The sequence below is a fragment of the Bdellovibrio sp. BIS2 genome, from assembly GCF_055398295.1.
This window is the reverse complement of the sequence record NZ_AP035879.1, coordinates 448,180-473,843: the sequence shown is the minus strand read 5'-3', so window position 1 is coordinate 473,843 and position 25,664 is coordinate 448,180. Positions and strand designations below refer to the sequence as shown.

Here is a 25,664-nt window from a genome sequence, read left to right as displayed (position 1 = left end):
CCTATGTCCCGAGAGAAAGATCCCCTGAAAACCCGACAAGCCGCCAAGAAAAAGGTCATGGACATGATCGCTCGCCGGGACCATTCCGAAAAAGAACTTCGCACCAAATTGAAAGAGAAGTTCTCAGACGAAGAGGACGTGGGGGATATCATCGATGAAGCCATCGAGTTTGCCAAAGACAACCGCTGGCTGGGCGACCCCGTCGACCTGGCCCATCGTTTGGCCGACATGCTTCATCGCCGTAACAAGGGCATCTATTACATCAACAACTACCTGAAGGAAAAAGGTCTTCCCGCTGTTGAGACAGATCGCGCTTTGGAGCTTGAAAAGGCGCTGGCGATTGTCAAAAATAAGTACGACGAAGACCACAATTTTTCCCGAGAGGAAAAAGCCCGAGTGGGCCGGTTGCTGGCTTCCCGTGGATTCGATTCTGAGACCGTAAGAAAGGTTATTTATGAAAAGCTCTGAGATCAGAAACGCCTTTATCAAATACTTCGAAAAGAACGGACACAAAGTGGTTCCGTCCTCTTCCCTGATTCCTGAAAATGATCCCACGTTGCTTTTCGCCAACGCCGGAATGAATCAGTTCAAGAACACTTTCCTGGGTCTTGAAAAGCGTGACTATTCCCGCGCCGTGACCGCACAAAAGTGCGTGCGCGCCGGCGGTAAGCACAATGACCTGGAAAACGTGGGCTTCACGGCCCGTCACCACACGTTCTTTGAGATGGTGGGGAATTTTTCTTTCGGTGACTATTTCAAAAAAGACGCCATTCATTTTGCGTGGGAATTCCTGACTAAGGAACTGGCGATTCCAAAAGAAAAGCTTTATGTGACCGTGCACATCTCTGACGATGAAGCGGCCGACATCTGGCACAACCAGGAAGGCGTGCCACGCGAGCGCATCTTCCGCTTTGACAAAGACAACTTCTGGAAAATGGGCGACACCGGTCCGTGCGGTCCGTGCACCGAGATCTTCTATGATCACGGGCCTAAAGCCGGCACTATTTCTGATCCATTCAAAGGCATCGAAGCCGGTGAAGACCGTTTCGTTGAAATCTGGAATCTGGTGTTCATGCAGTACTTCGAAAACCCTCCGGGCACATTGACTCCGCTGCCAAAGCCGTCTGTTGACACCGGTGGTGGTCTTGAGCGTATGTCTGCAGCCATGCAGGGAGTGTTCAACAATTACGACACCGACCTGTTCCAGCCAATGATTCAGTTGGCGTGCAAGATCGGGAACATCGAATACATCTCTGACAAAGAAGTGCTGGCGAAAAACCCGGCAGCGGCTGAAACCACCGCCGCTTTGCGCGTTCTAGCCGATCACTGCCGCTCCACTTCCTTCCTGATTGCGGACGGCGCTTTGCCATCCAATGAAGGCCGTGGTTACGTTCTTCGCCGTATCATGAGACGTGCGATCCGTTACGGTCGCAAGCTTTCTGCCGACAAATCCTTCCTGCCAGGCATGGCGGAAGCTTTGATTGAAAGCATGGGCGCGGTTTATCCGGAACTTAAAACCCGCCGCGATCACATCCTGAACACCATCCGTGACGAAGAAGACCGCTTCATCGCCACTTTGGACAAAGGCACCGCGATCCTGGAAGACGAACTGAAAAAAGCCAAATCCAAAGGCATCAAAGAGCTTTCCGGCGAAGTGGTCTTCCGCATGTATGACACTTACGGCTTCCCGGCGGATTTGACCCGCGTGATCGCCAACGAACAAGGCATCGAAGTGAACGAAGCCGCGTTTGAAAAGGAAATGGAAGACAACCGCGCAAAATCCAAAGCCAGCTGGAAAGGCAAATCCATGGGCGCTGATGAGGCGCACATGATCAAGTTTGCCAAAGACTATCTTCAATCCGGCAAATCCGTGACGTTCCTGGGTTATGAAGGCACGATCGGCGACGGCAAAGTCATGGGCCTTTCCAACGGTCAGGCCGAAGTTCAGGAACTAAAAACCGGCGACACCGGTCTGATGATTCTGAATGCGACCACTTTCTATGGTGAAGGTGGCGGTCAGGCTGGTGATGTGGGTTACATCATGAACGACACCAACCGTGCCCGCGTGATCAACACCACGAAGATCGACGATATCGTTCTTCACCACGTTGAAATCGAACACGGCTCCTTCAAAGTGGGCACTGCGGTCGTCACCGGGGTGGATCCGGTTGAAAGACGCAACACGGCTGCGAACCACTCGGCAACTCACTTGTTGCACGCGGCTTTGCGCAAGGTTCTGGGCACTCACGTGACTCAGGCCGGATCTTTGGTTGATTCCCAGAAAACCCGCTTTGACTTCACTCACAACAAACCGGTTTCTTCTGAAGAAATCAAAAAGATCGAAGATCTGGTCAATGAACAGATCGCCCGCTGCAATCCGGTGCAGACCGAGATGATGTCCCACAAGGCAGCCCTTGAAAAAGGTGCGATGGCTTTGTTCGGTGAAAAGTATGCGAGCGACGTGCGCGTTCTGACCATGGGTGATTTCTCGTGCGAGCTTTGCGGTGGTACTCACGTGAAGAACACTTCTGAGATCCGTCTGTTCAAAATCGTTTCAGAAGCAGGTGTCAGCTCGGGTGTTCGCCGTATTGAGGCGATCACGGCTGATAATGCTGTTCAGTACATGATGAGTGCTGTGACCCATCTGGATGATGCTTTGGCGGCGGCTGGCTTCCAAAAAAGCCCGCACTACATCAAGCATCTGGAAACCACCGGCGAAACGGCCACTTTGGCAAATCGTGTGGAGTCCCTGAAAGATCAGGTGAAACAGCTTGAAAAAGAAATGAAGAAGCTTCAGGGCGGTCAGGTGAACGTGGATGACCTGGCAGCAAATGCGCTGACCTTCAAAACCAAAGCAGGTGCTTCGGCGAAACTGGTTCTGGCCGATGTTCCTTTGGATGACCGTCAGGTTCTGGCAGAAGTCACTGATCACCTAAAAAACAAAATCCAGTCCGGCATCGTCGTTGTTGTCGGTCAGGGTGATGGCAGCCATCCGATCATCGTCAGCGTATCGAAAGAAATTTCCGGCGAAACCAAAGCCGGTGATCTTCTGAAAGAGGTCGCGGGTGTGATGGGTGGTAAAGGTGGCGGTCGTCCAGACTTCGCTCAAGGGGCTGCACCGAACCGTGCGCAACTGAACGAAGCCTTCGGCAAAGTGAAATCCATGTTGGGTCTTTAAGACCAAAAAAAAGGGCCTTCGGGCCCTTTTTCTTTTTCTGCTTACTCGCAGTTCATCGCTGTCCAGTTGTTACGAACGTGGGAAACATAGGCTTGGAACACATCGGCCAGGCCTCCACAAAGATCTTTCAGACCTGTCCCGCAGGAATCCTTTTCTTCCCCCAGATTCACACGCGTTTCATTGGCGTACAAAGACGCATAGGCCGGTTTGTATCTCATCGCGCACATGTCAGCGGATTTCACCGGGGCTGCGCACACGGAAGAACCGCTCAGGATTGTTTTCAGTTCCGACAGACTGCCCGCAGACAGACAGCGTTCCTGAATAACCGTGTTCACTTCATCCACCAGTTGAATGCGGCCTGAATCAGTCGCAATCACCAGTCGATACTGACCCAGCTCGCTGGCTTTGGCAGCGACGCCTTCAACCACGGTGTCAGACACATTGGGAATTTCAACATAAGTGACTTTGGCGGGAGTACTTGCGGAATCACCACCACCGGAGGGAGGAAGTGCCACAGAAACATCATTCAATGATGCCATTTCAGATGTCTGAAGCGAGTTCTGACTGCAGTTCTGGAATCCCAGAATGAGACACACAGTCCCGGTCAGCAGTGCCAAACGTTTAGTCATGAATTCCCCCTGTTTGCCCGTTTCAATATGAATAGAGGCAAGATCCGTTCCGCGGTCGGACCTTCGTAATATCGGGATAAGCTGTTAGAAACTTAACGCTGTCTTAAGAGTTTGCAGGGGCTGTTTCGATGTCTTCTGCACAGTATTTTTGAACGATTTCCAGAACGGTCTGCTTGCGCACGGGTTTGCCACAGTGCTGGTCTGCCCCGGCCATCAGGCTTTTTTCAATATCTTCGGTGAAACTGTTGGCGGAAATCACCACCACAGGTGTGCGGCGCAGGCCGCGGGCCCGCTCGATCTCGCGCAGCTTTCGGATGGTGTCCAGACCCGACATCTTCGGCATCTGCACATCCATAAAGATCATGTCGTAATGACCCCGCTCCCACATCTCCAGACATTCATATCCGTTGTAGGCCGAATCCGTGGTCACATAATCCAGGCGCTTGATATAGGCTTTCAGCAGGGTGTGGTTTTCTTCCATGTCATCAACAATCAGAATGCTCTTTCGCCCCGTCTCGGACCCTGGTTGCACCACCTGGGGCGGCGGAGCCAGTTCCAGATTAAATCGCGTGCTCCAAAGCTCTGCCCGTCGTGATGTCACCTGAATCGAAAAATGGAAACGGGATCCCACAAACTGACGGCTTTCACAGTAAAGCTCGCCCCCCATCAGATGCACAATCTTCTGAGAAATACTTAAACCCAGGCCCGTGCCCCCGAAACGACGGGTGACGGAAGAATCCTCCTGCCCGAATTCATCAAAGACTTTTTTCAGGTTTTCTTTGGCGATACCAATGCCGGTGTCCTTGACCTCAAAGAAGATGACTTCTTTACCCGGCTCTTTTCCCGGATACGGCTGCACCGTCAGTTCAATTGCACCACGGTCGGTGAACTTTACCGCATTTCCCAGCAGATTCATCAGAACCTGTTTCAAACGCAGGGAATCCCCCACAATCAAGCGGTCATGTTCCGGCGGATGGAAAGTGAACTGCAGATTTTTACGCAGGATCGAAGTGCTGATCAGCGCCTGAACCTCACGCACCAGATCGCTTAACAGGAATTCCCGACTTTCGAGCTGCATGCGGCCTGATTCAAACTTTGAAAAATCCAGGATATTATTCAGCATGCTGAGCAGCGTATCCCCGGCACTTTGCAACGAGATCAAAAGCTCTTTTTGCTCGAAATTCAGATGCGTTTCATTCAACAGCTCTGCCGACCCCAGCATCGCATTTAATGGCGTGCGGATCTCGTGGCTCATGGTTGAAAGGAACAGGGATTTTGCACGGGTTGCGGCTTCCGCACGATCGCGGGAATCCTGCAAGCGGGCCAAAGCCTCTTTGTCCTGCGCGATCACGTACTTTCCGGTCATCCACACCATCAGGGTGAAAACGACATAAGCCACCAGGGACACAAAACCAAAGAAGAACAAACGGAAGTACAATCCGGAATAAGCCTCTGTCTTTTCCTGATAGATCACCAGATGCCATGGCTTTCCTTTAATCGGACGGGAATAGGTCAGATAGGTTTTGCCATCCGCCCCGGGAAATTCCTGAAGCTGGCGCTGGTTCTGTATATTAAAAACTTTTTGCGAAAGCTTGGGCATCGCCTTGAATTCATCCTGATTCAAAGCCCGCAGATATTTAAAGCCCAGCACCGGCGTGTCCTTGGCAATCAAAGGCAGCACCGGACGACCGTGTTCATCCACGATCAAGGCACCCCCGGTTTCACCCAGCTTAAAGACCCCCAGGCGGTGTGCGATGTCCCCGGCCAAAGTATCAATCCCCACCACGGCTTCAAGCTTTCCGCCATTGCTGAAGATCCCGGTGGAGGTGCTGAACATGATTTTTTCCATGTAGCCCTTGTCGAAATAGAAATCCGAATAATTCACTCCGGAATTCTTTTCGTTCATCCACCACCACTGAACATCGGGATCCTTGTCGTAACCGGGTTCCGCGAAGACTTCCGCCACAAAGGTGGATGGGTCATTGTATTTGGGATTGGCAAACAGGGAATAATCGCGGTGAACGACATAAACGTAGGCCTCACGCCCCATGTATTCCCGCGCCAGACGAGGCCCCAAAGCGACCCAGGCATTAAACTGAGTGCTGTGGCTGGCAATTGTGGCCGAGGCAAACTGGCGGAACTTTTCAACTCGCGTGCCCTTGGGCATCACATCGAAAAGTTCGACCATGCTTTTCAGTCGCTGAACATTGGCTTCCAGCGTGGCAAAATCATTATTGATGCGGTCGACTTCCCGGGCGGAAGCCGGTTCCATGCGTTCGCGGATGGCCCGCTGTTCTTGAATGAAAAGATGCGTGCCATACACCCCCAGCACCGTCAAAAGCACCAGGGTTGTCACCAGCTGATTCAGCAGGAATAAATGGACAAAGGTCAGCTTCTTTTTCATTCGCCCCGTATTAGAAGTTCACACCCAATCCAACAGTGCCATAGAAAGTGGTCAACTTCGCGCCGGAACCGTCAGAGTTCTTTTCATAATAGTAGTTCTTCAGACCAAACCCGGCTTCACCGAAGAAGCGCGGAGTCCACAAAACCTTCCCGTGGAAGTTCAGCACATAGTCATCACCCAGAGTGATGTCGCTGTCGGTGGACGAGAAGTATTTGATAAATTCCATGTCCACCCATTTTGGATAGTTCATGAACGGAATCTTGGAGAACCAGTAATCAATCGCACGCGGCATGGACCGGGCCCAGAACAAACCTGCGCCGATCTTCGGCACATTGCTGTCTCCCAACGTCATCGCCTCGTAAGCCACGATCAATCCCAGAGTTTCATCTTTTTCCCACAGACCCGGAGTAAAACGATAGCGCAAATCCGCATCCATCACCGCCAGCTTTACGTCTTCAGAATTGCCGCCCGCTGTGGAAGCCGGCAGATTCGTCAGGGACGTGAAATACTTCGCACTGACTCCCCAGCGCTGTTTGGACAACCAGTAGTTCTGCCAGCCAAACAGATCATTGAACCACCACGAAACGTGGCCTTCACCCAGAACCACATAATCAGAATCACTGGTCACAACACCCGTCAGACGCAAGCTGGCCTCGCCTGCACCGGCACGATAGATTTCCAAGTAAGATTTGTGCGTGGCCTTTTCGCCCGGCACATCCAAAGTCGCCGTGTTCATGGCAAACTTCTGAGGAGTTTCAAAGTTCCAGACGGTGACGTTGTCTTCCATGTCACGCACGGGCATCTGATCCTTGGAAAGATAAGTGCCTTTCAAAGCGCGGGTGGAAATAAAGCGGCGGTCCTTTTGACGGGGCGGTTCGGTGATTTCCAAATTATAGACAAACACCCCGCCGGATTTACCCGGCAAAACCAGACGGGCATTTTTCTGGTTCACATCCGCCTGCCACATGTCAGCGCGGGCGCCAATCGTGCTTTCAAAACCCAGCATCTTGGTCACTGCACCATAGTCTTCACCAACGATATTTTCGGACTCCAGCTTCAAGGGTCTTGGCATATCACCAGTCAGAGTCACGTCACCGGCTTTCTTTTCAGATTCGATCATGTCCCGAATCACCGGAGCCACTGGCTCAGAGACGAATTCATAAGTCGCATCAGAGTCCAGGGTCGCCAGGAACTGTACCGGTGTTCCCACGGCCACTTCCTCAGCCCCTTGCAATTTCTTTTCTTCATTCTGGAAGATCACACGCGGGCTGGCTTCAGACTTGGTTACCCCGATCTGGACGTTGCCGTCTTTGATCTCAACACCGTACCACTGGGAGCAAATGCTGGAATAGCCTTTGCCGGCTTCCGCACGCAGACAGAAACGGAAACGCTCGCCGTCCTTCCACTGAGGACCTTTGCTTTCATCGATCGCTGCAGAGGACCAGGTGCCCGTGCCTTTCACGGGTTGCTTCCACAGCTCTTTCCCCTGCTGACTGATCACAGACACTTCACCGCCGGGAACCAGTTCATGATTCCACGTCAGATTCAAAGTGTTGTTTTCAACTTTGGCCGCCAAAGACTGACTGTCAAACACCAGCCCGCCGATATCGAGCTGCTTGCCTTTGGATTTTTTCAAGTCGTATTCGACCACGGGATTTTTGATCTTCAGCTCTTGATCCACAACAGAGAAGAACAGAGGTCTTGTGAACTCAGTTTCTTTTTTCTCGGGTTTTTCCGTGGTCTCGGCAGAAGCCGCCACGGGCGCTGTTTCTGGAGGGGTGGGTTTTGCTGCCTCTTGTGCAATGGCAGTTTGGCAACCTAAGATGACGACCAAAGATGAAATCAAGCTCTTCACAGATGTTCCTTACGCAAAATTTCGTTAACACTAAGAATAATCTAATAAACATGAATAAGTCCTTTAAATCAGAGCACTTAAGACTTAGTACTAGGACCAGCCTTGCGTCCAATGTGGAACATTGCGTGAGAGCCTAGACAAATAGTGCGATGCATTTGCATTGCATGGTCCAGCACACTGAAATAGCCTCCCTGCGTTTACCTATAGGAGGGTATTAAATGAAAAAGCTACTTATGGCTGCTTTGGTTCTTTTCGGTTCTTCTGCTATGGCAGACACAAGAATCATGACTTGCGTAGTTCCTTCTGAAACTAACGCTGTAACTTTGGCGATTGACCTTGCTGATGACCAGTCTGCTGACTTCGTGATGGTGAACCTGATCGAGCGCTCCAGCAACATGATGTTCTTCTCTCAGATGGACAAAGGCACTATCGCTCAGCAGCTTCAAAACGGTTTCCTGAACATCCTGGCTTTGACTGAAAAGTCTTCTCAAGTTGACGGCGTTATCAAAAACACCGGCTTCCTGGGCTTGAGCCTTGAGTCTGATGGTACTTTCGGTGGCTTCCTGGCTGCTAACGGCAACATCTACCCATTGTCTTGCACGAAGTAATCTGTTCTTAACAGAGCTTTCAAAATGAAATGAAAAACGCCTCGAAAGAGGCGTTTTTTTTATCGTCCAATGACGGCACCCGCGTTGGATTTCAGGCACTTGACCTGACAACTTTCATACACGGTCACCTTCGTGCCCGGCACACATGTCAGATACAGCGGTCGAATCATGGACAGGGCCTCTTCATAGCTGATCTTTTTTTTACATTCCTTTTCAATGACTTCCTGAATGGATTCCACCTTGCCGGCATAGGCGGACGTGGGCCCCAGCACCACGGTTATCGTCATAAATACTGATAAGAAAATCATAACCCCATCCATTAGAAATCCGTTCTTAGACTGAGGTAATAAGTTTTCAATACACGATCCGTGCTTTGCACGGGTCCAAACCCAATGGGAGTGGCTGAATAATTCTGCTGGCGATAGCCTGCCCGCAAAGTCACCAGACTCATCCACTTGGTCGTGACATACAAATGCTCACTGTTACCAGGTGTTGAATAAAACCGGGTCAGATCCTCGGGCGCAGCAGAGAAATAAAACGGCACACCCGAACTGGTCAGCCACTCCAAACCCAGCGCCCAGTTCTGAAAACGGTAGCGCGTTGAAAGCAAGGTCAGACTGCCATAGTTGGTCCCGTAATCCTGATCCGTCCCAAACCCCAGCCCCGGAGCCAGCAGCCCATCACTGATCGTGTTGGTGTAAGTATGACTGAGCGATACATCCAAAGCCGTCTGCGCGATGCTGTTCAGCTCAAGCAATGCTGTCAGACCATCACCCTGCAGATTCAGGTCTGAAGTGCCCGCCCCCGTTGAAAACGGCAAACGTCCACTTTTATAGTACTGAAGAATCGCACCCAGCTCATCCGTCCACGACTGATTCTTCAACGTGTAATCAAGCTGTACCGAACCCATATTGATCAGTGTTTCAGTGTCATCACCAACCTGAACACCAGCATTGGTGTCATCAGTCGGCGGACGCAAAAACTTTCTGTTTCCACCCCACACCACATCGGTGAAAGGAGTGTAAAGCACGCGCACCGCCAGTTCATGATTCAATGGCAGATGTGAATCCGCGCGGAAGGTGACCGCAACTCCGTCCAACGGAGCATCAAAGGTCAGCAGCGGATAAGTTCCCTGTCTGGGCAGCATATCCCAGAAATGTTCCGGGCTGCCATTCACCGTCGGCAGTCGTCCCACCGACAGGGTCCAAATGGATTCAGGGCAGGAAAGATCCACATAGGCTTTTTCCAGGTAAATCAAAGAACCCGAATTCGAATACACCCCTTCAACATCATGAATGTAGGTGGGATCACCACCTTGCGAACGCCAGTTGTTCATGAACTTCGTCGCTGTCAAACGGGTGTAGACGCGAATTTGCGGATTGATCTCGGCATCCGCATTCAAAGAAAGACGCAAACGCAGGTACTGCAGATCCGGATTATCAAAAGTTTCAGGGACATTTTCTTCAGCCGAGATGTGATCGTAAGTGGAAATCAAAAAGCCTGAAAGATTGAAATAACGAAGGTTCTGATTGGCTTCCAGCTCTGCAAGACGTTCTTCGACGGTTTTGGGAGTTGTCACATACATGGAAGCCTGATGGGCCTGCACCACAGATCCCAAGAACAACAGCAATAAGCCAACAGCATTCTTCATGCAGCGCCTCCCCCATATAGAGGACTAGCACCCGCATGACAGCCTTGCAATGAGAGTAAAATTACAATTCCAGGGGAATTATAAACAATAATATGTATGCAGAAAAATTGACAGCTTTAAAGACAGGGATTTTGGATAAAAAAAAGGGAGCTCGAAAGCTCCCTTTTTTCTTCCATTCGCAATTCTCGAAAGAATGCGTCCGAGCAAATTAACGCTTGGAGTATTGGAATCTACGGCGTGCACCCGCTTTACCGTATTTTTTACGCTCAACCATACGAGGATCACGTGTAACGAAGCCAGCTTTCTTCAAGATCCCTTTGAATTCAGGATTGAAAGCGATCAATGCACGAGTGATACCCAAACGGATAGCACCAGCTTGTCCGGACTCACCACCACCTGCTACAGTGATTTTAGCGTCGAACTTACCGATTTGGTTCAAAAGATCAAGAGGCTGTACAATCACCATGCGGGATTGCATACGAGTCAAATAATCTTCAGATTTTTTACCGTTGATTGTGATAGTGCCTTTACCAGGCTTCAAGAAAACACGCGCTGCGCTTGTTTTTCTTCTTCCAGTTGCATAATAGAATTTATCAGCTGCTGCCATTTTCTATCTCCGATTATTTCTTAGATGGAAGGGTGAATAGAGCCGGCTTTTGAGCAGCATGAGGATGCTCAGCACCAGTGTATGCCTTCATTTTCATGATAACGTGACGGGATAGCTTGTTTGTTGGAAGCATACCGCGAACAGCTTCGTGAATGATGAAAGTAGAATCTTTCTCTTTCGCTTGAGCTGCTGTCATCTCTTTCAAAGAACCGAAGAAGCGAGTGTGAGAGTAGTACTTCTTGTCCTGCCACTTAGTTCCAGAAAGCTCCATCTTGTCCGTGTTGATAACAACTACGAAGTCGCCAGTATCAACGTTAGGAGTGTAGATAGCTTTGTTTTTACCACGAAGGATAGTCGCTACGTGAGTTGCTACACGACCAACTTTTTGGCCAGCAGCATCGACGATCCACCATTTTCTTTCAACTTCTTCTGCTTTTGCATTGAAAGTCTTCATTTAGAGTCTCCAGTTTCATTGTGAACAGTCAGTTTTACCGTCTGCCTGTTCGGCAAAAATATGTTTGAGTTTAACAACGGGCTCTTACACTATTTTGCGGGAAGGGATGTTTTAAAGTTCTAGGCACCTATTGTCAAGGTCCTGAGGATAATAAACCTTCATCAGGTACAGGCCCTGTGCGGGCGCCGGAGGACCGGCTTTCATGCGGTCTTGAGCCGCAATAATCTCCTGCATTTTTGAAGGCTCCAGGCCTTTGCGTTCCAAAAACATTGAGGTCCCCACAATATTTCGGACCATCTGCTTTAAAAAGCCGCTACCGGTGATCGTGAACTGCAATACACCGGGTTTACGCCATTCCCAGTCCGCCTTATAAATCTCACGAACCGTGTCCGGGACCGGGGTTCCGACGGATTGGAAGCTTTTAAAGTCTTGATTTCCCAAGAGATATTTCGAACTTTCCTGCAAATGTTCGATATTGATCGGCAGGCGCACCCAGTCCGCATATCTATTTAAATGAGCGCTGGGACGGGGTTTGTTCACTATAAGATAGCGATAGGTTTTATGAGTCGCCGACAAGGTCGCATGGAAGTCATCCGGTGCAATCCAGGCTTTCTTGGCCACAATTGACGGAGGCAGATGGGAGTTCAAGGCCCAGCACAGGTCCCATTTCTTGCTTGGATCAATCTTGCGATGCGTAGAAAAGTGGCAAACCTGGTTCAGAGCATGAACCCCGGCATCGGTTCGGCCGGAGGCAAACAGGGTGATTTTTTCATTGAAGACCTTGGACAGGGCCTCTTCGATCACCTGAGCGACCGAAATCTGGTCCTCGGGTTTTTGTTTCTGCCAGCCGCAGAATCCTGTTCCGTCATAAGCAACGGTAAAGCGCACTTTAGTAGTCATGCGCGGGAACCTATCAGGTTCCCCTTAAGGCCGCAAGATGGCGGGAACTTTTAACAGCCTAGAACAAAGCTCCCTGACAGGTGACGATCTTGCCGCCGAAGTGGGCATAGTTTCTCAAGGCCGAGATGATATTGTCTTTAAATCCTTTCAAAGCCGGCAGCGACGCCTTCAACCCCTCCATACGGAAAAGATAGTATCTGGTCGCATGATCCTGATACACGAGGAAAATACCAATACCCGGAGGCATCGACATCCCGGTGGAAGCCGCCCAACCAAACTGATTCGGCCCTTGGCGGAAGACTCCCGTCGCCCCACCGTACATCGTTGTATTTTTCTGATGCGTGAAAGCCCCGTCACGTTTTTCAAACACAAGACCATAAGTGCCTGCCGCAGAAATCTCTGCCACACCGGTTAGGGTTTTCTTCAGGCGCTCAACATCCATGAAAATCTCAAAGACCATTTTTGATTTGCCGTCAGATCCCACCTGGCGCGAAACCCCTGCACCCAGTCCCAGCATATAAAAGAACCCGCCGGATTCAGGAATGAACCGGCCAATGCTTCTGCCACGCAGAGCCTCCATCACCTTTTGCGGCAGCGCCAACCCCGCCCCGATGGAAACCATCATCGTCCCGCCCTTCACATTACTGCGGGAAACAACATGGGAACTTTCATAAAAACGATTGTTCAGTTCATTCAAAGCCTTGTTGATCTTACCCGGCTTCACACGGAAGAACGACAGCACACGCGCGAACTTACCCAGAAACGCTGACTTCTTGGCCAGGAACTTGGCGATGTCGGCATCAGAAAGTTCCAGCAGTTTTTCCAGCTCCGCTTCGCTGCGCGGGCCTTCGAATTCATACAGTTTGTCTGTGGGAATATCGGCTGTCATCGCCGCGCGGGCTCTTGCAATAAAGGCCTTGCGGCTGAAGTCTTTCTCGCCCTCCACCACTTCAGACAAATCCAGTTTTATCACCGCCTCATCCGCGATGTCAGTGCGCGGAGCTTTCTGGTTTTCTGTTTGCAGGGGTGTGGATTCAAAAAGCAGGAGATTGGCGTCGTCTTCAGCAAAGGCGTGAACGCCGGTCAAAGAAACGGCAGCGATCAAAAGCAGGCTTTTGAAAAGAGTGCGAATGGCCATGGGAACTCCTGTTCCCCCTAAAAAGAGCAATGGGCATACCAACCGGCAAATAAGAGAAAAGCCCTAAAAATCCCATTATCTCTGCTAAATTGCTTATAAGACCAGAACCGCCCCCGGCCCCAGTCAGCCCTGTGACAGGAAACCCAAAATAGGCACTTCCGGCGCCTAGCGGAAGTTTTCCAAAGGGACATCCTTACCCAGCCAGCGCTGCATGATGCGGGCATAGTCCGGCGAGGTTTTCAGCTTTCTTAAACCCCGATCCAGCTTTTCACGCAGCTCACGGCTTTGCGGATGGGAGCGGGAAAAATGGACATAGATGGGCTCATTGCTCAGCTCTAAAACCGTGCTCACTTTGCCGCGAAACTGGGGGTTTCTTTGCAGGTAATAGTACAAAACCATTTCGTCGATGGCGGCGTAGTTTATCCGGCCGGTCACCACCAGCTTCAATGAAGTCATGTCATTGGCGGTGAAGTGCTTCAGGATCTTTTTGTTATCGTCGAATTCCTTCCCAAACGGAAAACCGCTGGGTAATGCCACCGTCTCCCCTTCAAGGTCACGGACGACACGGATGGATTTGGTCTTTTTTACATGGCGGTTGGTGACAATCAATCCGCGGCTGCGGAACAGGTGCTCATCCGGGAAGATGTATTTTTCAACCAGCTCCTGATTTTTTGCCGAGTTAAAGCAGCCTGGCTCTTTCCCGATGGCGGTCAAAGCCAAACAGCGCAGGTATGGGACTTCCAAAAGCTCGACTTCTGCTGATTCCAGTTCAAGTGCAGCTTGCACCAGATCCACGGACACGCCCTGCAGCCGGCCTTTCTCCACATAGGAAAACGGCGGCCAGTTGTCCTCGGCAAGGACACGATAGCTTTTGGCCTGCGCACACACGCAAGCAAGCAGGACTGGCAGAATCCAATACAGACGGGTCACTTAAAACTCCTCAATTTAGAGAAGTAAATACAAAAGAGTTTTGAAATCCCCTAATTACTTGTTGGAAATCAAAGCAGCCCGGGACCATCTGTGTTCCGCCAGTTTTCTGTTCGCAACGCCCGAAACTTGGTAATTACCCTTTTTTCACAACATTTACTGGGAATTGACCGGCACGGGCGAAAGGCGTATTTCCTGTCCCACTTTTTTAAATTAATAAAATAAGGAGTTATTCCATGAAAACATTGTTCGCAGTATTGATGCTTGTTTCCGGTTCCGCGGTTGCTTCTGACGTTAACTACTCTCGTATTACTGACGAGTACTATGTAGACTTCATCAGCTGGTGCGATTCCAACAACGTAATGGGCCAGGACAGCCAAGGTCAAACTTACGTAAAATACAACTGCTCTGAGTACGCTCAAACTTGCCGCCAGACAGTTACTCACCGTCACAACAGAACTCTTTACTTCGCAGCTTGCTCTGACAAATAGTTCTGATTCTTCAAAATTGAAGACAAAAAAAAGGCGCTCTCTGAAAGAGGCGCCTTTTTTTATTTTACCGCAAACCGAAAGCCAAAGGCTGGTCAAAAGGGTCCAGATGCACAAAATGCCTCTGGCATTTTGAGGCGAAGCCCACGCGGAGGTGGGCCCTTTTCACCAGCCTAGTAGTCGACCGTGACGCCCGCGCCGATAATCCCGCCTGAAAAATCGACATCTTCACTGAACGTCTGCAACTGGCGGTATTCCAATGACAGCCACAGGTTGTTGATGCCGTATTCAGAGCTCAGGGTGAAGGCCGTGTCGTCACTCATCGCAGCGATATTAAACAGCAAACCACCCGCCCCATACACACCCGGCGTACCCACCACGGACGGCGACTTGCCGTCGTCACGGATTTCAACCACACCGATATACGTGCCCCCGGCAGAAACATACGGTGCAATCCACTGACGATCACTCCACTCCAGACGATACACCCCACCCACATTAAGCGGAACCGCCAGGAAGGAATATTCCTCTTTTGCCTCCTGATTCGGGAACTGCGGATCAGGAGTGATAAATCTTCCCTGACCTGTGGCATACAGCAACCCAAGTCCTGCCTGGATTCCCAAACTGCCATAGCCATTGAATGGCTTCCATTCATAGTCAAACATGAACATCGCCTGGGACGAGCTACCGTACATGGAATCATAGTTGGTCACGCCGTCAGCAGAATCAATCTTCGGAGGGTCCATCATCCCGACACGGAAGGTGCCGGACTCTTTCGAAGCCGAAGGCGGCTTTACACGATAAACGTAGGCGCCATCTTTGGTGATGGTCATCAGGCCTTTAGCGGCCTGCGGATGCTGGATGTACTCCACACCACCGCTCTTGGAACGACGAACCACTTCGACCTGCGGTGTTTTCTTCACCGGAGCCACTTGCTGAGGAGGCTCTTCAGGAATTACCACCGGAGCCGTCTCTTCAACCACAGCCGGAGTTTCCTCCTCCAGCATCAGATCTTCTTCGATTTTGGAATCACTGGGCGTCTGCTCATTCAGGTTCACGGTGCCGGACTCTTTACCGGGAGCCGCACTTTGAATCTCGTCCTCGATTTGCAGGTCCTCACCTTCGAATTCGGTTTCTTCCTGAACGAATGGAGGCTCTTGCGGCGGCCCCTGTTCCTGGGCCTGGACGGCGTGGAAGGAAACAACGGCCAGCAGAACTACAAAATACTTATGCCAGGCATTCACGCTTCACCCCGCGTTCTGCGACCGGCGACAAAACGACGGTACATTTCATAAACGGACACACCTGCCAAAGCGGCAAACAGCAAGGTCACCCACAGACCAAAAGTCACGCTCATGCGGGCAAAGAACAGCAGAGGCCACAAAGCCGTGCGCACTGCCGCTTTCGCAAATTCATTTTCAGCGATCAGATTCGCATAGAAAGGACTGTGCTTATAATAAAGCTTCACCAATTTCGTCCCGATGCTGTTGCTAAGAAGATACTTGTTACGGAAGTCACGGAAGCTTTGAACTTCCGGAGCCATGTCACTGCCAAAGGCCGCCGTGGCGATAAAGCAGCTTTTGTCATCCAGAAGGCCGACGACTTTCGAAGGTGTCGCGCACAGGCTGATGGCATCGACCCCGCCAGAAGTCCCCGGCAGTGGAGAATAATAAGAGACAATTCCGGTCTTGTCCTGATTGGCCATGACCATGCAATAGCGGACGTCATTATCCAGTCCGTCGATGCGGTTGTCTCTTTCAGGGTCCACCAGTTGGATGTAACCGGAGGCATTGGAAATGCGCGCGATCGTGGTGTTGTCGTCTTCGCCATCCAGTTGTTTTTCATAGAAAAACACGGGACCTGCGTATTCGATCCCAGGTGCTGTGCTGGCCGGATAGTCATCCGCTCGGGCCAGTTGGTCGGCATAAATCTTTTCATCCCCGCGATAGGCACTGAAATAACAGTAACCCGAGCCTGCAGGAATCGTGATGTCATCAGTCGGACAGTTCGTATAGACCCAATCAGAGCCGTCGGTTTTCGCCACTCGCCCCATCACCTTGAAGGTCATCAAATCGTTGGTGGTTGTGGAATCCGTTGTGGTTTTAAAGCCCACAGAAAGTTCACCGCTGAAGTCCGCCACGCATCCACCGCTTTGCCCCAGCTTCTGGCACAGCTCACCCCAGGTGACCTGCACATTCAAAATACCATCCGCCAAAGTCGGATTGATGGAAGGGGTCAGCGTGTCTTCACCCACTTTAATGATGGCATCAGCCAAAACAGCCGACGTGTTGCTGGATTGAACACGGATCGTGATACGAAGGTTGTTATAGGCATTTTTCTTATTGCACGGCCACAGCTTGGAACTGGAAACCGTTTCGCCACTGCAACTGTCGCAAGTCGCAGTGGAATTCGCATCCGCCGTGCAAGTTCCGGCAAAGCCCGCATACAGCGTGGTTTTGGTTTCCGTTGTTGCCAGATCAATGCGAGAAGCCCCATCCACAGAAACAAGTGTGATCGTGGCCAGAGCCGGAGCAGAAAGCAGCAGTCCCCCCAGCAAGGTGGAAAGTGCAAACGTTCTAAGGTGATGCTGATATCCCGTCCATGGAAGTCTCATCCTTTAATCGAACCATGCTAAGGTCCGGAAGTCAAAAAATGCCCCCCGCCCCGACCTAGGTCGGCACCGCCCGGCAGTGCTGGAGCGCCGGCAGGCGCGCAAGCTGAAGCAGCTTCAAATTAAAAAGGCCATCGTCAGATGGCCTTTTTATCAACTGAAGAAGATCTTTTCCGCGATCTGGATGCCGTTCAGGGCGGCTCCTTTGCGGATGTTGTCGGAAACAACCCACATCAGCCACATCTTTGGATTTTCCGGGTCGCGGTGAACACGGCCCACATAGACCGGGTCTTTGCCAGAAACATCGCGGGCCAAGGGATAAACGCTTTTCTTGGGTTCATCCTGAACTACGATGCCTTCCTGCCCCTGAAGGGCCGCCATGACTTCGTCACGGCTGACGGATTTGTTCAAAGTCACCCACACGGATTCACTGTGAGCATTCAAAGCCGGGATACGCACGGTGAATGCGGACACCTTTAGATCTTTTTGACCCAAAATCTTGCGGGTCTCTTTCATGATTTTCACTTCTTCGCTGCAGTAACCTTCATCGTTGAAGGAACCAATCTGGGGAATGCAGTTGAACAAAATAGTGTGCGGGAATGTTTTTGGATCTGTCGGTTTCTGATGGTTGGAGGTCTGTTCGATCAATTCGTCATGACCACCCTGACCAGCTCCGCTCACCGCCTGGTATGTGCTGACACGCACTTCTTCCAGACCGAATTTTTCAAGCAACGGTTTCAACGCCACCACCAACTGAATGGTGGAGCAGTTTGGATTGGCGATGATCTGAGGTTTGGAATCCTTGTTCACCAGATCGCCGTTCACTTCCGGAACGATCAACACGGTGTTGGGATCCATGCGGAAGGCAGCCGAGTTGTCCACGGCAAAAGCCCCTGCCGCCACAGCCTTCGGAGCCCATTCAGCAGAGATGTCGTCTCCGGAAGAGAAGAAAACCAGATCCAGCCCGTCAAAGCAGCCGTCCTTCAAAACCTGACAAGGCCATTGCTGGCCTTGCAGTTCAATTTTCTTACCCAGAGAGTTTTCAGAAGCAAAGGGGCGCAGTTCTACAATTGGGAAGCTGCGCTCTGACAGGATGTTCATGAAGGTTTGGCCGACCATTCCGGTCGCGCCCACCACACCGACTTTAAGTTTTCTTTTCATCTTTCTTCGCCTCTTCTTCCTCTTCTTCGAGGACCAGATCGCTTTCATGCACAGATGCAGGAGCGTACACACTTGGCTTGATCTTACGGATGTTTTTTCCAAGTTTGAAGACACCGAAAACAGCGCCCAAAACCGCGTAAGCCATGAAGAGAACGAACAGCATTACTTCCGGACGAAGTGCCACGACAACCAGAACACCGACACCCAGAATCAGGTAACGGAACGGCAGACGCTCTTTCAAATCCAGATCTTTAAAGCTGCGGAAGCGGAAGTTGGATACCATCACCAACGCCAGCAAAATAGTCATCACCAGCAAACCATAGTTGCCCAGCGGTTCCAATTCCAGATCCTGGAATGCCAGAACGGAAGACGCCACGATCCCCGCCGCCATTGGAATCGGCAGACCCTGGAAGTAGTTCTTTTCAACCACGTTCGCCTGAACATTGAAACGCGCCAAACGAAGCGCACCGCAAGCCACGAACAGGAAACACGCCACCCAGCCCAAGCGGCCAAACGGTTGCAAAGCCCACAAGAACAACAGCGTGCCCGGAGCCATACCGAAGCTGACCAGGTCACACAAAGAATCGTATTCCGCACCGAATTTGCTGGTGGAACGGGTCAAACGCGCCAAGCGGCCGTCCAACTGGTCAAACACCGCCGCGACAACAATCGCGTAAGCTGCGTAAAGATAGTTACCTTTGATGGATTGGATGACGGCAAAGAAACCAGAGAACAAATTCCCCGTGGTCATCAAATTTGGAAGAATATAAATGTACATCGCCAAGCGCTGAGCTTTGGCATCGTCAGAATCAATTTTATCAAGATGAGTATCAGTAGCCATTTTTCGTCCACCTAAGCTAGAAAATGTATGCGGTTGGAGTGGCGGAAAAGACCCGTCTCCAACCTCAACGACATTAGCTTACGGCTGCGAAAAATCCAAAGAAATAAAACAGGATAGTCAATCCGACAGCGCTCATCAGAGGCAAAGTCAGATTGTCATCAAGCTTGGCAACAGGAATCAATTCTGCAAAAGCTCCCACCAAACCGGCAAACAAGCTGACCACAATCAGACGATCCATCAGATAATTATGGTAGATCAGATAAATGAACGTGACAGCCGCGCAAACAAAGAACGCCGCCATGAATCCTTGAATGGATTTATGACCAAAGATCTTGTCCTTGCCGTAAAGAATCCCAAAGTAGCTCGCGATCGGATCGGCAAAAGCCAGGAACAACAGCGTCAACGCCACGATCGGACGAGGGAAAAGGATATTAACAATCAAAACACCGCTGAGCAGGAAGGTTGTCCCCGCCAGTTTTTTTACTTCGCTTTGACGCATGATGGGCTTAAAGGCATGCATCGCCCAGTCATTCAAAGCAGGGTATTTCAAACGAAGAAAATCAAAAGGAACAAACAGACTCCACGCGACGATCAGCACGGTCATGGAAACAGCCGGTGGCATGTACACATAAGCCAGGAACATCGCGAAGACTCCAGACATATGCCAGATCTTTCGAGCATAATGAATGTCCGAACGTTTTTTTAGATCCACAGGTTGGGTCAATCCTTCAATGAGCATCAGTATAAATCCACTTATTGTCCGCGCTTCAACGCAGGGACGGTGGCTAACTTAAAGGCAGAGTAACTGAAGATCAATTTAATTGATCTTACTCTAGCTGGACGCATTAAGATGTTGATTTTAAAGGATTAAATCTGACTGGAGCGAACCAAAAGGACTTCTTCAACAGCCTTGCCGGAACGTTCACGATAGCGAATCGTGATTTCGTTATCGCCCTTTTTAAGCTGAATCAGATCCGTTTGATATTTGTCAGTGCCACGCAGGAAAATGGAAGCCGTGTAGCCATTGCTCTTATTAATGATCTCCACGTCGCCTTCTTTAAAGCCACGCAGACAATTTTTACCCTCAAACTGGACATAGCCGCTGTCCACGCTCAACGGGCTCAGGGCTTTTTTTGCACAGCTCAAATCAAACTGTGTCAGACGGCTGACCGCCGCGACCTTCGCACTCGGAATGCTGGCGGGCTCACGACCCCCGGCAAGTGCAGGTGCTTGCGCCGACTCAAACACTTCCTCTTCAGCCACGACATACGAATCTTCCGTCAAATTCATGAACGTCGGAATTCCCAAAAGGAGAACCAACACGAAAGTGACAATAATGAACTGAGTGTCTGAAGGTTGTGCTTTAAACATACCTTTTATCATCGGAATCCCTGCGCAGGACTTTAGCTGTGTCATTTTGAGATCCACCGATCAAAAAACAGCCATTTTGCTTTAGTTTTTCCACATTTCTTCCGTATTAAAGTCCAGGTACTTGGGGGAAAGTAACTATGAATGGCCGTATTCTTCGGAAAATTCGGAATTTTCGCGTCCTTTCGGCGTTGATCATCGCTTCCCTTACTATTGTCAGCTTTCAAAACTGTGCTCCACAAAATTCATTCTGCAGTGGTGACTGCGCTGAAGAGGGTTCCACCACGGAAGCTTCCAAAGGCAGCGGCAGCAGCTCGGGCGGTCGTACCGACATCTGGGGTTCCCGTCCTGGGGGCACTGGCGGCGTGAACATGGGTGGAGGTTCCAATTCTTCAGGTTCGGGCTCGTCCACGGGCGGCGGCGGTGGCGCGGTCATCATTGGTGGCGGCGGCAGCAGCGGGGGTTCTTCCGGGGGTATCAGCACTGGTGGCGGCAGCTCTTCCGGAGGCGGTTCTTCAGACGGAACTTTCCGCATCACCAATCAGCCCACGGGTGTCAGTGTTCAGGAAAACGGCGACTTCCAGTTGGACGTGGCCGTGACCGGCGGAACCCAGCCTTACACTTATCAGTGGTATGTGAACAGCAAGGCTATTACAGGCGGCTTCGGCAACTATGCGTTCCTGGCCGGGCGTGCTGACAGTTGGAAAAACGAGGGCACTTACTATGTGGTTATCAAAGACAACAAAGGTCAAAGTCTGCAAAGCACGATGGCGCGCGTGACGATTCTGGAGCCCACTGTGGGATGCACCGCTGGCAAGTACTTCACTTACACCAATGCCACCTACGATCAGGGCTACAACTATTTCACCGAATACTTTGATGGTCCGCGCGGAAAATTCCTGCTGCACCAAAGCTATGACATCTACAACATGCTGTTCCCGTATCCGAGCTACAGCCAGTTGACTTACTTCAATGTGCCTGCGAATTTGAACTATCTGGACAAGACGTGGATCAGTTGCCGCTCAACCATTCCGCGCATCCATTCTCCTGCGGTGAATCCCAACTATTATGATTATGGCGACCGTTACGACGACACCTCCGAATGGAAGTACGACGGCAACGTTGCCTTTGAGTGCCGGAACAAAAAACTGAAATTGATTTCAAACACCTGCAAATGGGTGCGAAGATAAAAAAAGGGCTCTTTGAAGAGCCCTTTTTTATTTCTATTTTTTATCGATACTGATCGCGAACTTCTTAACCCCGGAACCTTTGACGATATCCAGAAGTCCCACCACTTTCCCGTGAGGCACATCTTTGTCCGCCGAGATGATGGCCTGAACATCCGCGTTCTTGCCCACTTCTTCTGTGGCTTTGGCGCGAACGTCCTCTTCCGTCACGAAGGATCCATTCAGGTTGATGCGTCCGTCAGCAGTCAAAGCAATATTCAGCTTGCTCGGAGCTGTCTGATCACCGCTGGCTGCTTTGGGCAGATTCACGTTGATCGTGGGCTTCATAAACATGGGTGCTGTCACCATGAAGATGATCAGAACCACAAGAATGATGTCCACGAGCGGAACGACGTTAATGTCCGCTATGGCTTCATTATTGTCGCTGTTATTAAATGCCATTTTTAAACACCTTTTTTCTTAGCGTAAGCCAGGCACAACTCTTTCACGCTTTCCAGATTCTGGAACACACCACGAACCTGTTTGCTGTAATAGTTGTACGCTGCCACCGCCGGGATCGCCACGAACAGACCCGCTGCCGTTGCCACAAGGGCCATAGAGATACCCGCCATCACCGTCTGCTGACCCGCCTCTGGAGCTGTCGCCAGATCGTTAAAGGCTTTCATGATACCCAAAACCGTACCGAACAAGCCGATATACGGAGCATTGGAGCCAACTGTTGCCAGGAAACCCAGGAACTTTTCCAGCTCTGGACGCTCGGTCAAGGCAAAGGTGTTGAAGATTTCAGAAAGACCTTTGCTGCCCGCGTCTCTCATGTGTTTCAAAGCGTAACCTGCTGCACGGCCCTCGATGGAATTAGGATCTTTCGCAAGATCTTCCACGTCTTCCAGGCTGTTGCTCTGAAGTGCCAGCTTGATGCGAGCGCGCACTCGTTGCGACTCAGCGGAAACTTTCTTCAGGGCAAAATAACGCTCCAGAATCATGCCGATGCTCAATACGCTGAGAACAAGCAAGATCCACAAAACAACCTGATCCGCCAAGTGAGCAATAGTAAATATCTTTTCCGTGAGCATGGGTGATTCCTCCAAATCTTTGACTGCGCTGTCTAATTGATCCATTATCACTAAAACCATTACATACGGTCAAGGTATGCGGAAAATCATTTTAACTCTCACACTCATCCTTCTGAGTTTGGTCCAGCTCTCCTGCCAAACAAAAGACAGGAACTCTATATTGATCATCGCGGTGGACGAATTGACCATCAGCGACGTCAATTGCAGTCAGGATCCTTCCGAGAGGTCTGGTTTTCAATTGCTTTGCAGTGAATCGGTGCGATTCACCCACGCCTTTTCCCCTTCACCCTTATCCGTTCCGGCATTGGCCTCCCTGCTGACGGGGCTTTATCCTTATCAACACAAGGTTCGCCACAATGGAGGTCCGGGACTGACGGCGGAAGTCGAGCTGGCTTCCGAGGTGGCACTGGATCAGGACTACCGCACGAGCTTCTTTTCCGGAGGCGCCCCCGTCTTTCGTCGGAGCGGGTTGAATCAAGGCTTCGAACTATTCGACGACAATATAGTTCCGACCTTCCGCAGCCTGATTCGTCCCTTTAAACAAAATGCCGATGCTTTTCGACAATGGGTTCACCAGGATGTCGGTGGCATGTCTTTCTTCAGTGTGATCTATGTTCCGGATCTGCTGTTCACGAACACTGAGACCCTGACGGATCTGGGCGAAGCCCGAAACTTGAGTTTTGAAAGTCAGCGTGAAGAACTGGATGAAAGCCTTTTTGAACTTTTCCAAGAGCTGAAATCCACCGGTCATTGGGACAGCACCACCATCTTTTTGGTGGGCCTGAACGGGCACACCGGCAACGATCGTCCGAAAGAACTCAGTTCCATGAACCTGCACGGTGAAAACACCCAGGTGGCGTTATTCATCAAACCTTCTCAAAAGAAAAAACGGGATGAAGCGATTCATTGGAAGATCGATCAAAACGTCAGCCTGGTGGATGTCGGGCGCACGCTTTTCCATCTTTTGGGCGAAAGCATCGTGGATCAAGGACCTCAGTCCTTCCCGGCTCAGTCTCTGACCGAGGTGATGAAAAGCGCCACGGCGACATGGCCGGAAGACCGTCCGCTGTTGCTGGAGTCCGGCTGGGCCCTGTGGCGCAAAGCCGGTCCGCTGAAAACGGCCGCGATCTCCAATCATGTTCTATATATCAATGACGAAAAGCCCCGCTTGTACAACACTCTGGTGGACCGCTTTGAAACCAACCCTTTGCCGTTGCTGCAGGAAAGTATTCTGCCAACCACGCAAAAGCTGCAAAACCTGCTTTATCGAAATCAGTTTGTTTCCTTCCCTCCCCTGCTTTCTGAATGGACCACGAAACTAAGCCTGCCTTACTCCCGCTGGATGCGCGTGGACCAAGAGGATCTGCTGTTGAAGGACCTGAAACGGCTGCAGGCACAACAGCCCGGCAGTTTGGACCTGCTAAACTGGACAGCTCAAATCGCTTTGAACCGAAAAGACTGGGACACTTTAAAGCAACTGGGTCAGAAAAATAAGATTTCAACCTGGCAGTTCGTGGCGGAAAAGAACCTTAATGTGAAGACCGCCAAAGTGACTGATCCGTGCTTTGACCTGGTGACCGTAAAAACCATTGGCACGGACAACCTGAAAAACTGCAATGATGGTCTGTTCCTGGAGTGGATTGACTGGATTCGCGCGGATGCCCGCGGCCTTTCGCGCGAAACCCAGCGCAAACGCTTTGAAAGATCCTTCCGCAATTACATGCTGGATCAGCAAATTCAGCGCAATAACATTGCCGCAGGTCTGATCTGGGATACGTCACGTGACAATATCTTTGCTCCGTCACGAGTGGAACTGGCACTGGCGTTGCCAGAGTTTTCCAAACTGCGCAATCAGGTTTATAAGTCCCTGACGATCGAAGAGCTTTAGTTTTTTCGGTTATTCGGCGGAAACGTCGATCAGACCCAGCCAGAATGGCGAATCCGGGTCTTCCTGAATCATGCCCGTGGTGACGGAACCCAAATCCAGCGAATCCCCTTCCCGAGTCCACAGTGTCGTCGCCACGCTGGAACTTGCCAGCAGCACCAGACGGTCGCCTTCGCTGACATAAGTATGCCCGCACTGAATATAGCAAGTCGGATCCAGCCCCAACAATTGCGACGGCAACGGCGGCAGCGCCTGTGGTCTTGGCAGTTCACTGGACAGATCCTGTCCGATGGAAAGCGGCTGCAGTCTTTGATTTCTTCTTTGAATGAACAAACTCGGACAACCCACATGGGCCCACGCCACTTGCGGACCGCGTTTGAAAATCGCCATCAGCTCAACACCGGAAAAATATTCGGCGCGGTTTTCACCGCGATAAAGCAGATCATTGGCAATCAGAATCCCGGTACGCACATAGTTCACTTCGTCCGACAGACAGGTCAGAAACTCAAACGGCGAGGTCACTTCAACGTCGGCCTTGGCGGCGCTGACGTACTTTACCACCTCGTCCATAGCACGCTGGGCGTGCTCGGGCTGTCCCCAGGACGTGGCAATCACAATCAAACTGCCGTCGTCCTCGCGATGAATGAGCGGCTTGGGGCGAAGAATCTTGGTGCTGTACGAGCGCTCCTGCAGTTTCAC

Annotated in this window: 25 protein-coding genes; 6 read left to right on the top strand and 19 right to left on the bottom strand. The window is 50.9% G+C overall.

The features are described from left to right. The first annotated feature begins 3 nt into the window (after positions 1-3). Both ACZ520_RS02330 and alaS read left to right on the top strand, forming a co-directional pair. A complete protein-coding gene (locus ACZ520_RS02330; RefSeq protein ID WP_088566353.1) occupies positions 4-468 on the top strand; it encodes a regulatory protein RecX in 465 nt (154 codons plus the stop codon). After that, entirely contained in the window at positions 455-3,178 is a 2,724-nt protein-coding gene (gene alaS, locus ACZ520_RS02325) for an alanine--tRNA ligase (RefSeq protein WP_088566354.1), read from the top strand. The genes ACZ520_RS02330 and alaS overlap by 14 nt, the downstream gene beginning before the upstream one ends. 41 nt (positions 3,179-3,219) lie before the next feature. Here alaS and ACZ520_RS02320 read toward each other — a convergent pair whose 3' ends face one another. The 3 genes from ACZ520_RS02320 to ACZ520_RS02310 all read right to left on the bottom strand — a co-directional run bounded on the left by ACZ520_RS02320 (position 3,220) and on the right by ACZ520_RS02310 (position 8,066). Beyond that, entirely contained in the window at positions 3,220-3,807 is a 588-nt protein-coding gene (locus ACZ520_RS02320) for a hypothetical protein (RefSeq protein ID WP_088566355.1), read from the bottom strand. Positions 3,808-3,910: 103 nt separating this feature from the next. After that, complete coding sequence (locus tag ACZ520_RS02315; protein WP_464127348.1) at positions 3,911-6,211, bottom strand: hybrid sensor histidine kinase/response regulator; 2,301 nt, start codon at positions 6,209-6,211, stop codon at positions 3,911-3,913. A 10-nt stretch (positions 6,212-6,221) separates the two neighbouring features. Next, positions 6,222-8,066 (bottom strand): hypothetical protein, encoded by a 1,845-nt coding sequence (locus ACZ520_RS02310; RefSeq protein ID WP_464127346.1) that lies wholly within the window; start codon positions 8,064-8,066, stop codon positions 6,222-6,224. Between the two features lie 218 nt (positions 8,067-8,284). On the opposite strand from ACZ520_RS02310, the gene ACZ520_RS02305 reads away from it, so the two are divergent. Further along, positions 8,285-8,674 carry a hypothetical protein gene (locus ACZ520_RS02305; RefSeq protein ID WP_088566358.1) on the top strand — a complete coding sequence of 130 codons (390 nt, stop codon included), beginning with the start codon at positions 8,285-8,287 and terminating at the stop codon, positions 8,672-8,674. A 59-nt stretch (positions 8,675-8,733) separates the two neighbouring features. On the opposite strand, the gene ACZ520_RS02300 is transcribed toward ACZ520_RS02305, so the two are convergent. The 7 genes from ACZ520_RS02300 to ACZ520_RS02270 form a co-directional block, all read right to left on the bottom strand. Further along, positions 8,734-8,982, bottom strand: coding sequence for a hypothetical protein (locus ACZ520_RS02300; protein WP_232468797.1), 249 nt, complete (start codon positions 8,980-8,982; stop codon positions 8,734-8,736). Positions 8,983-8,993: 11 nt separating this feature from the next. Then, positions 8,994-10,325: a DUF3373 family protein gene (locus ACZ520_RS02295; RefSeq protein WP_088566360.1), complete on the bottom strand. Its 1,332-nt coding sequence runs from the start codon at positions 10,323-10,325 to the stop codon at positions 8,994-8,996. 208 nt (positions 10,326-10,533) lie between these two features. Next, entirely contained in the window at positions 10,534-10,932 is a 399-nt protein-coding gene (gene rpsI, locus ACZ520_RS02290) for a 30S ribosomal protein S9 (RefSeq protein ID WP_011163075.1), read from the bottom strand. Between the two features lie 13 nt (positions 10,933-10,945). Further along, on the bottom strand, positions 10,946-11,386 hold the full coding sequence (gene rplM / locus ACZ520_RS02285) for a 50S ribosomal protein L13 (protein ID WP_011163074.1): 441 nt from the start codon (positions 11,384-11,386) through the stop codon (positions 10,946-10,948). Between the two features lie 111 nt (positions 11,387-11,497). After that, positions 11,498-12,286 carry a tRNA pseudouridine(38-40) synthase TruA gene (gene truA, locus ACZ520_RS02280; protein ID WP_088566363.1) on the bottom strand — a complete coding sequence of 263 codons (789 nt, stop codon included), beginning with the start codon at positions 12,284-12,286 and terminating at the stop codon, positions 11,498-11,500. A gap of 58 nt (positions 12,287-12,344) precedes the next feature. Then, positions 12,345-13,424 (bottom strand): hypothetical protein, encoded by a 1,080-nt coding sequence (locus ACZ520_RS02275; protein WP_464127343.1) that lies wholly within the window; start codon positions 13,422-13,424, stop codon positions 12,345-12,347. A 165-nt stretch (positions 13,425-13,589) separates the two neighbouring features. Then, positions 13,590-14,354, bottom strand: a complete 765-nt coding sequence (locus tag ACZ520_RS02270) for a substrate-binding periplasmic protein (RefSeq protein WP_088566365.1) — start codon at positions 14,352-14,354, stop codon at positions 13,590-13,592. A 233-nt stretch (positions 14,355-14,587) separates the two neighbouring features. Here ACZ520_RS02270 and ACZ520_RS02265 point away from each other — a divergent pair, with 233 nt between their 5' ends. Further along, positions 14,588-14,842: a hypothetical protein gene (locus ACZ520_RS02265; RefSeq protein ID WP_088566366.1), complete on the top strand. Its 255-nt coding sequence runs from the start codon at positions 14,588-14,590 to the stop codon at positions 14,840-14,842. Between the two features lie 170 nt (positions 14,843-15,012). Here ACZ520_RS02265 and ACZ520_RS02260 read toward each other — a convergent pair whose 3' ends face one another. The 6 genes from ACZ520_RS02260 to ACZ520_RS02235 form a co-directional block, all read right to left on the bottom strand. Next, a complete protein-coding gene (locus ACZ520_RS02260) occupies positions 15,013-16,083 on the bottom strand; it encodes a porin family protein (protein WP_088566367.1) in 1,071 nt (356 codons plus the stop codon). Then, positions 16,080-17,453 carry a CFI-box-CTERM domain-containing protein gene (locus ACZ520_RS02255; RefSeq protein WP_464127340.1) on the bottom strand — a complete coding sequence of 458 codons (1,374 nt, stop codon included), beginning with the start codon at positions 17,451-17,453 and terminating at the stop codon, positions 16,080-16,082. Before ACZ520_RS02255 ends, ACZ520_RS02260 begins: the two co-directional genes overlap by 4 nt. Positions 17,454-17,603: 150 nt before the next feature. Further along, on the bottom strand, positions 17,604-18,611 hold the full coding sequence (locus ACZ520_RS02250) for an aspartate-semialdehyde dehydrogenase (RefSeq protein ID WP_464127338.1): 1,008 nt from the start codon (positions 18,609-18,611) through the stop codon (positions 17,604-17,606). Beyond that, the gene (gene pssA / locus ACZ520_RS02245; RefSeq protein WP_088566369.1) at positions 18,595-19,452 is read right to left on the bottom strand and encodes a CDP-diacylglycerol--serine O-phosphatidyltransferase; all 858 of its coding nucleotides are present in this window, start codon (positions 19,450-19,452) and stop codon (positions 18,595-18,597) included. Before pssA ends, ACZ520_RS02250 begins: the two co-directional genes overlap by 17 nt. Positions 19,453-19,525: 73 nt before the next feature. Then, positions 19,526-20,113: a diacylglycerol/polyprenol kinase family protein gene (locus tag ACZ520_RS02240; protein WP_232468801.1), complete on the bottom strand. Its 588-nt coding sequence runs from the start codon at positions 20,111-20,113 to the stop codon at positions 19,526-19,528. A gap of 206 nt (positions 20,114-20,319) precedes the next feature. After that, positions 20,320-20,823 (bottom strand): hypothetical protein, encoded by a 504-nt coding sequence (locus tag ACZ520_RS02235; RefSeq protein ID WP_088566927.1) that lies wholly within the window; start codon positions 20,821-20,823, stop codon positions 20,320-20,322. A 188-nt stretch (positions 20,824-21,011) separates the two neighbouring features. On the opposite strand from ACZ520_RS02235, the gene ACZ520_RS02230 reads away from it, so the two are divergent. Then, complete coding sequence (locus ACZ520_RS02230) at positions 21,012-22,010, top strand: SprB repeat-containing protein (RefSeq protein WP_464127335.1); 999 nt, start codon at positions 21,012-21,014, stop codon at positions 22,008-22,010. A 33-nt stretch (positions 22,011-22,043) separates the two neighbouring features. Here the strand turns inward: ACZ520_RS02230 and ACZ520_RS02225 are convergent, their stop codons facing one another. Together ACZ520_RS02225 and ACZ520_RS02220 are read right to left on the bottom strand one after the other, a co-directional pair. Next, positions 22,044-22,448, bottom strand: coding sequence for an ExbD/TolR family protein (locus ACZ520_RS02225; RefSeq protein ID WP_088566372.1), 405 nt, complete (start codon positions 22,446-22,448; stop codon positions 22,044-22,046). 2 nt (positions 22,449-22,450) lie between these two features. Beyond that, positions 22,451-23,080, bottom strand: coding sequence for a MotA/TolQ/ExbB proton channel family protein (locus tag ACZ520_RS02220; RefSeq protein ID WP_088566373.1), 630 nt, complete (start codon positions 23,078-23,080; stop codon positions 22,451-22,453). Positions 23,081-23,240: 160 nt separating this feature from the next. Between ACZ520_RS02220 and ACZ520_RS02215 the strand changes: the two genes are divergently transcribed. After that, positions 23,241-24,968, top strand: coding sequence for a sulfatase-like hydrolase/transferase (locus tag ACZ520_RS02215; RefSeq protein WP_232468802.1), 1,728 nt, complete (start codon positions 23,241-23,243; stop codon positions 24,966-24,968). A gap of 9 nt (positions 24,969-24,977) precedes the next feature. Here the strand turns inward: ACZ520_RS02215 and ACZ520_RS02210 are convergent, their stop codons facing one another. Next, positions 24,978-25,664: a hypothetical protein gene (locus tag ACZ520_RS02210; RefSeq protein WP_088566375.1), complete on the bottom strand. Its 687-nt coding sequence runs from the start codon at positions 25,662-25,664 to the stop codon at positions 24,978-24,980.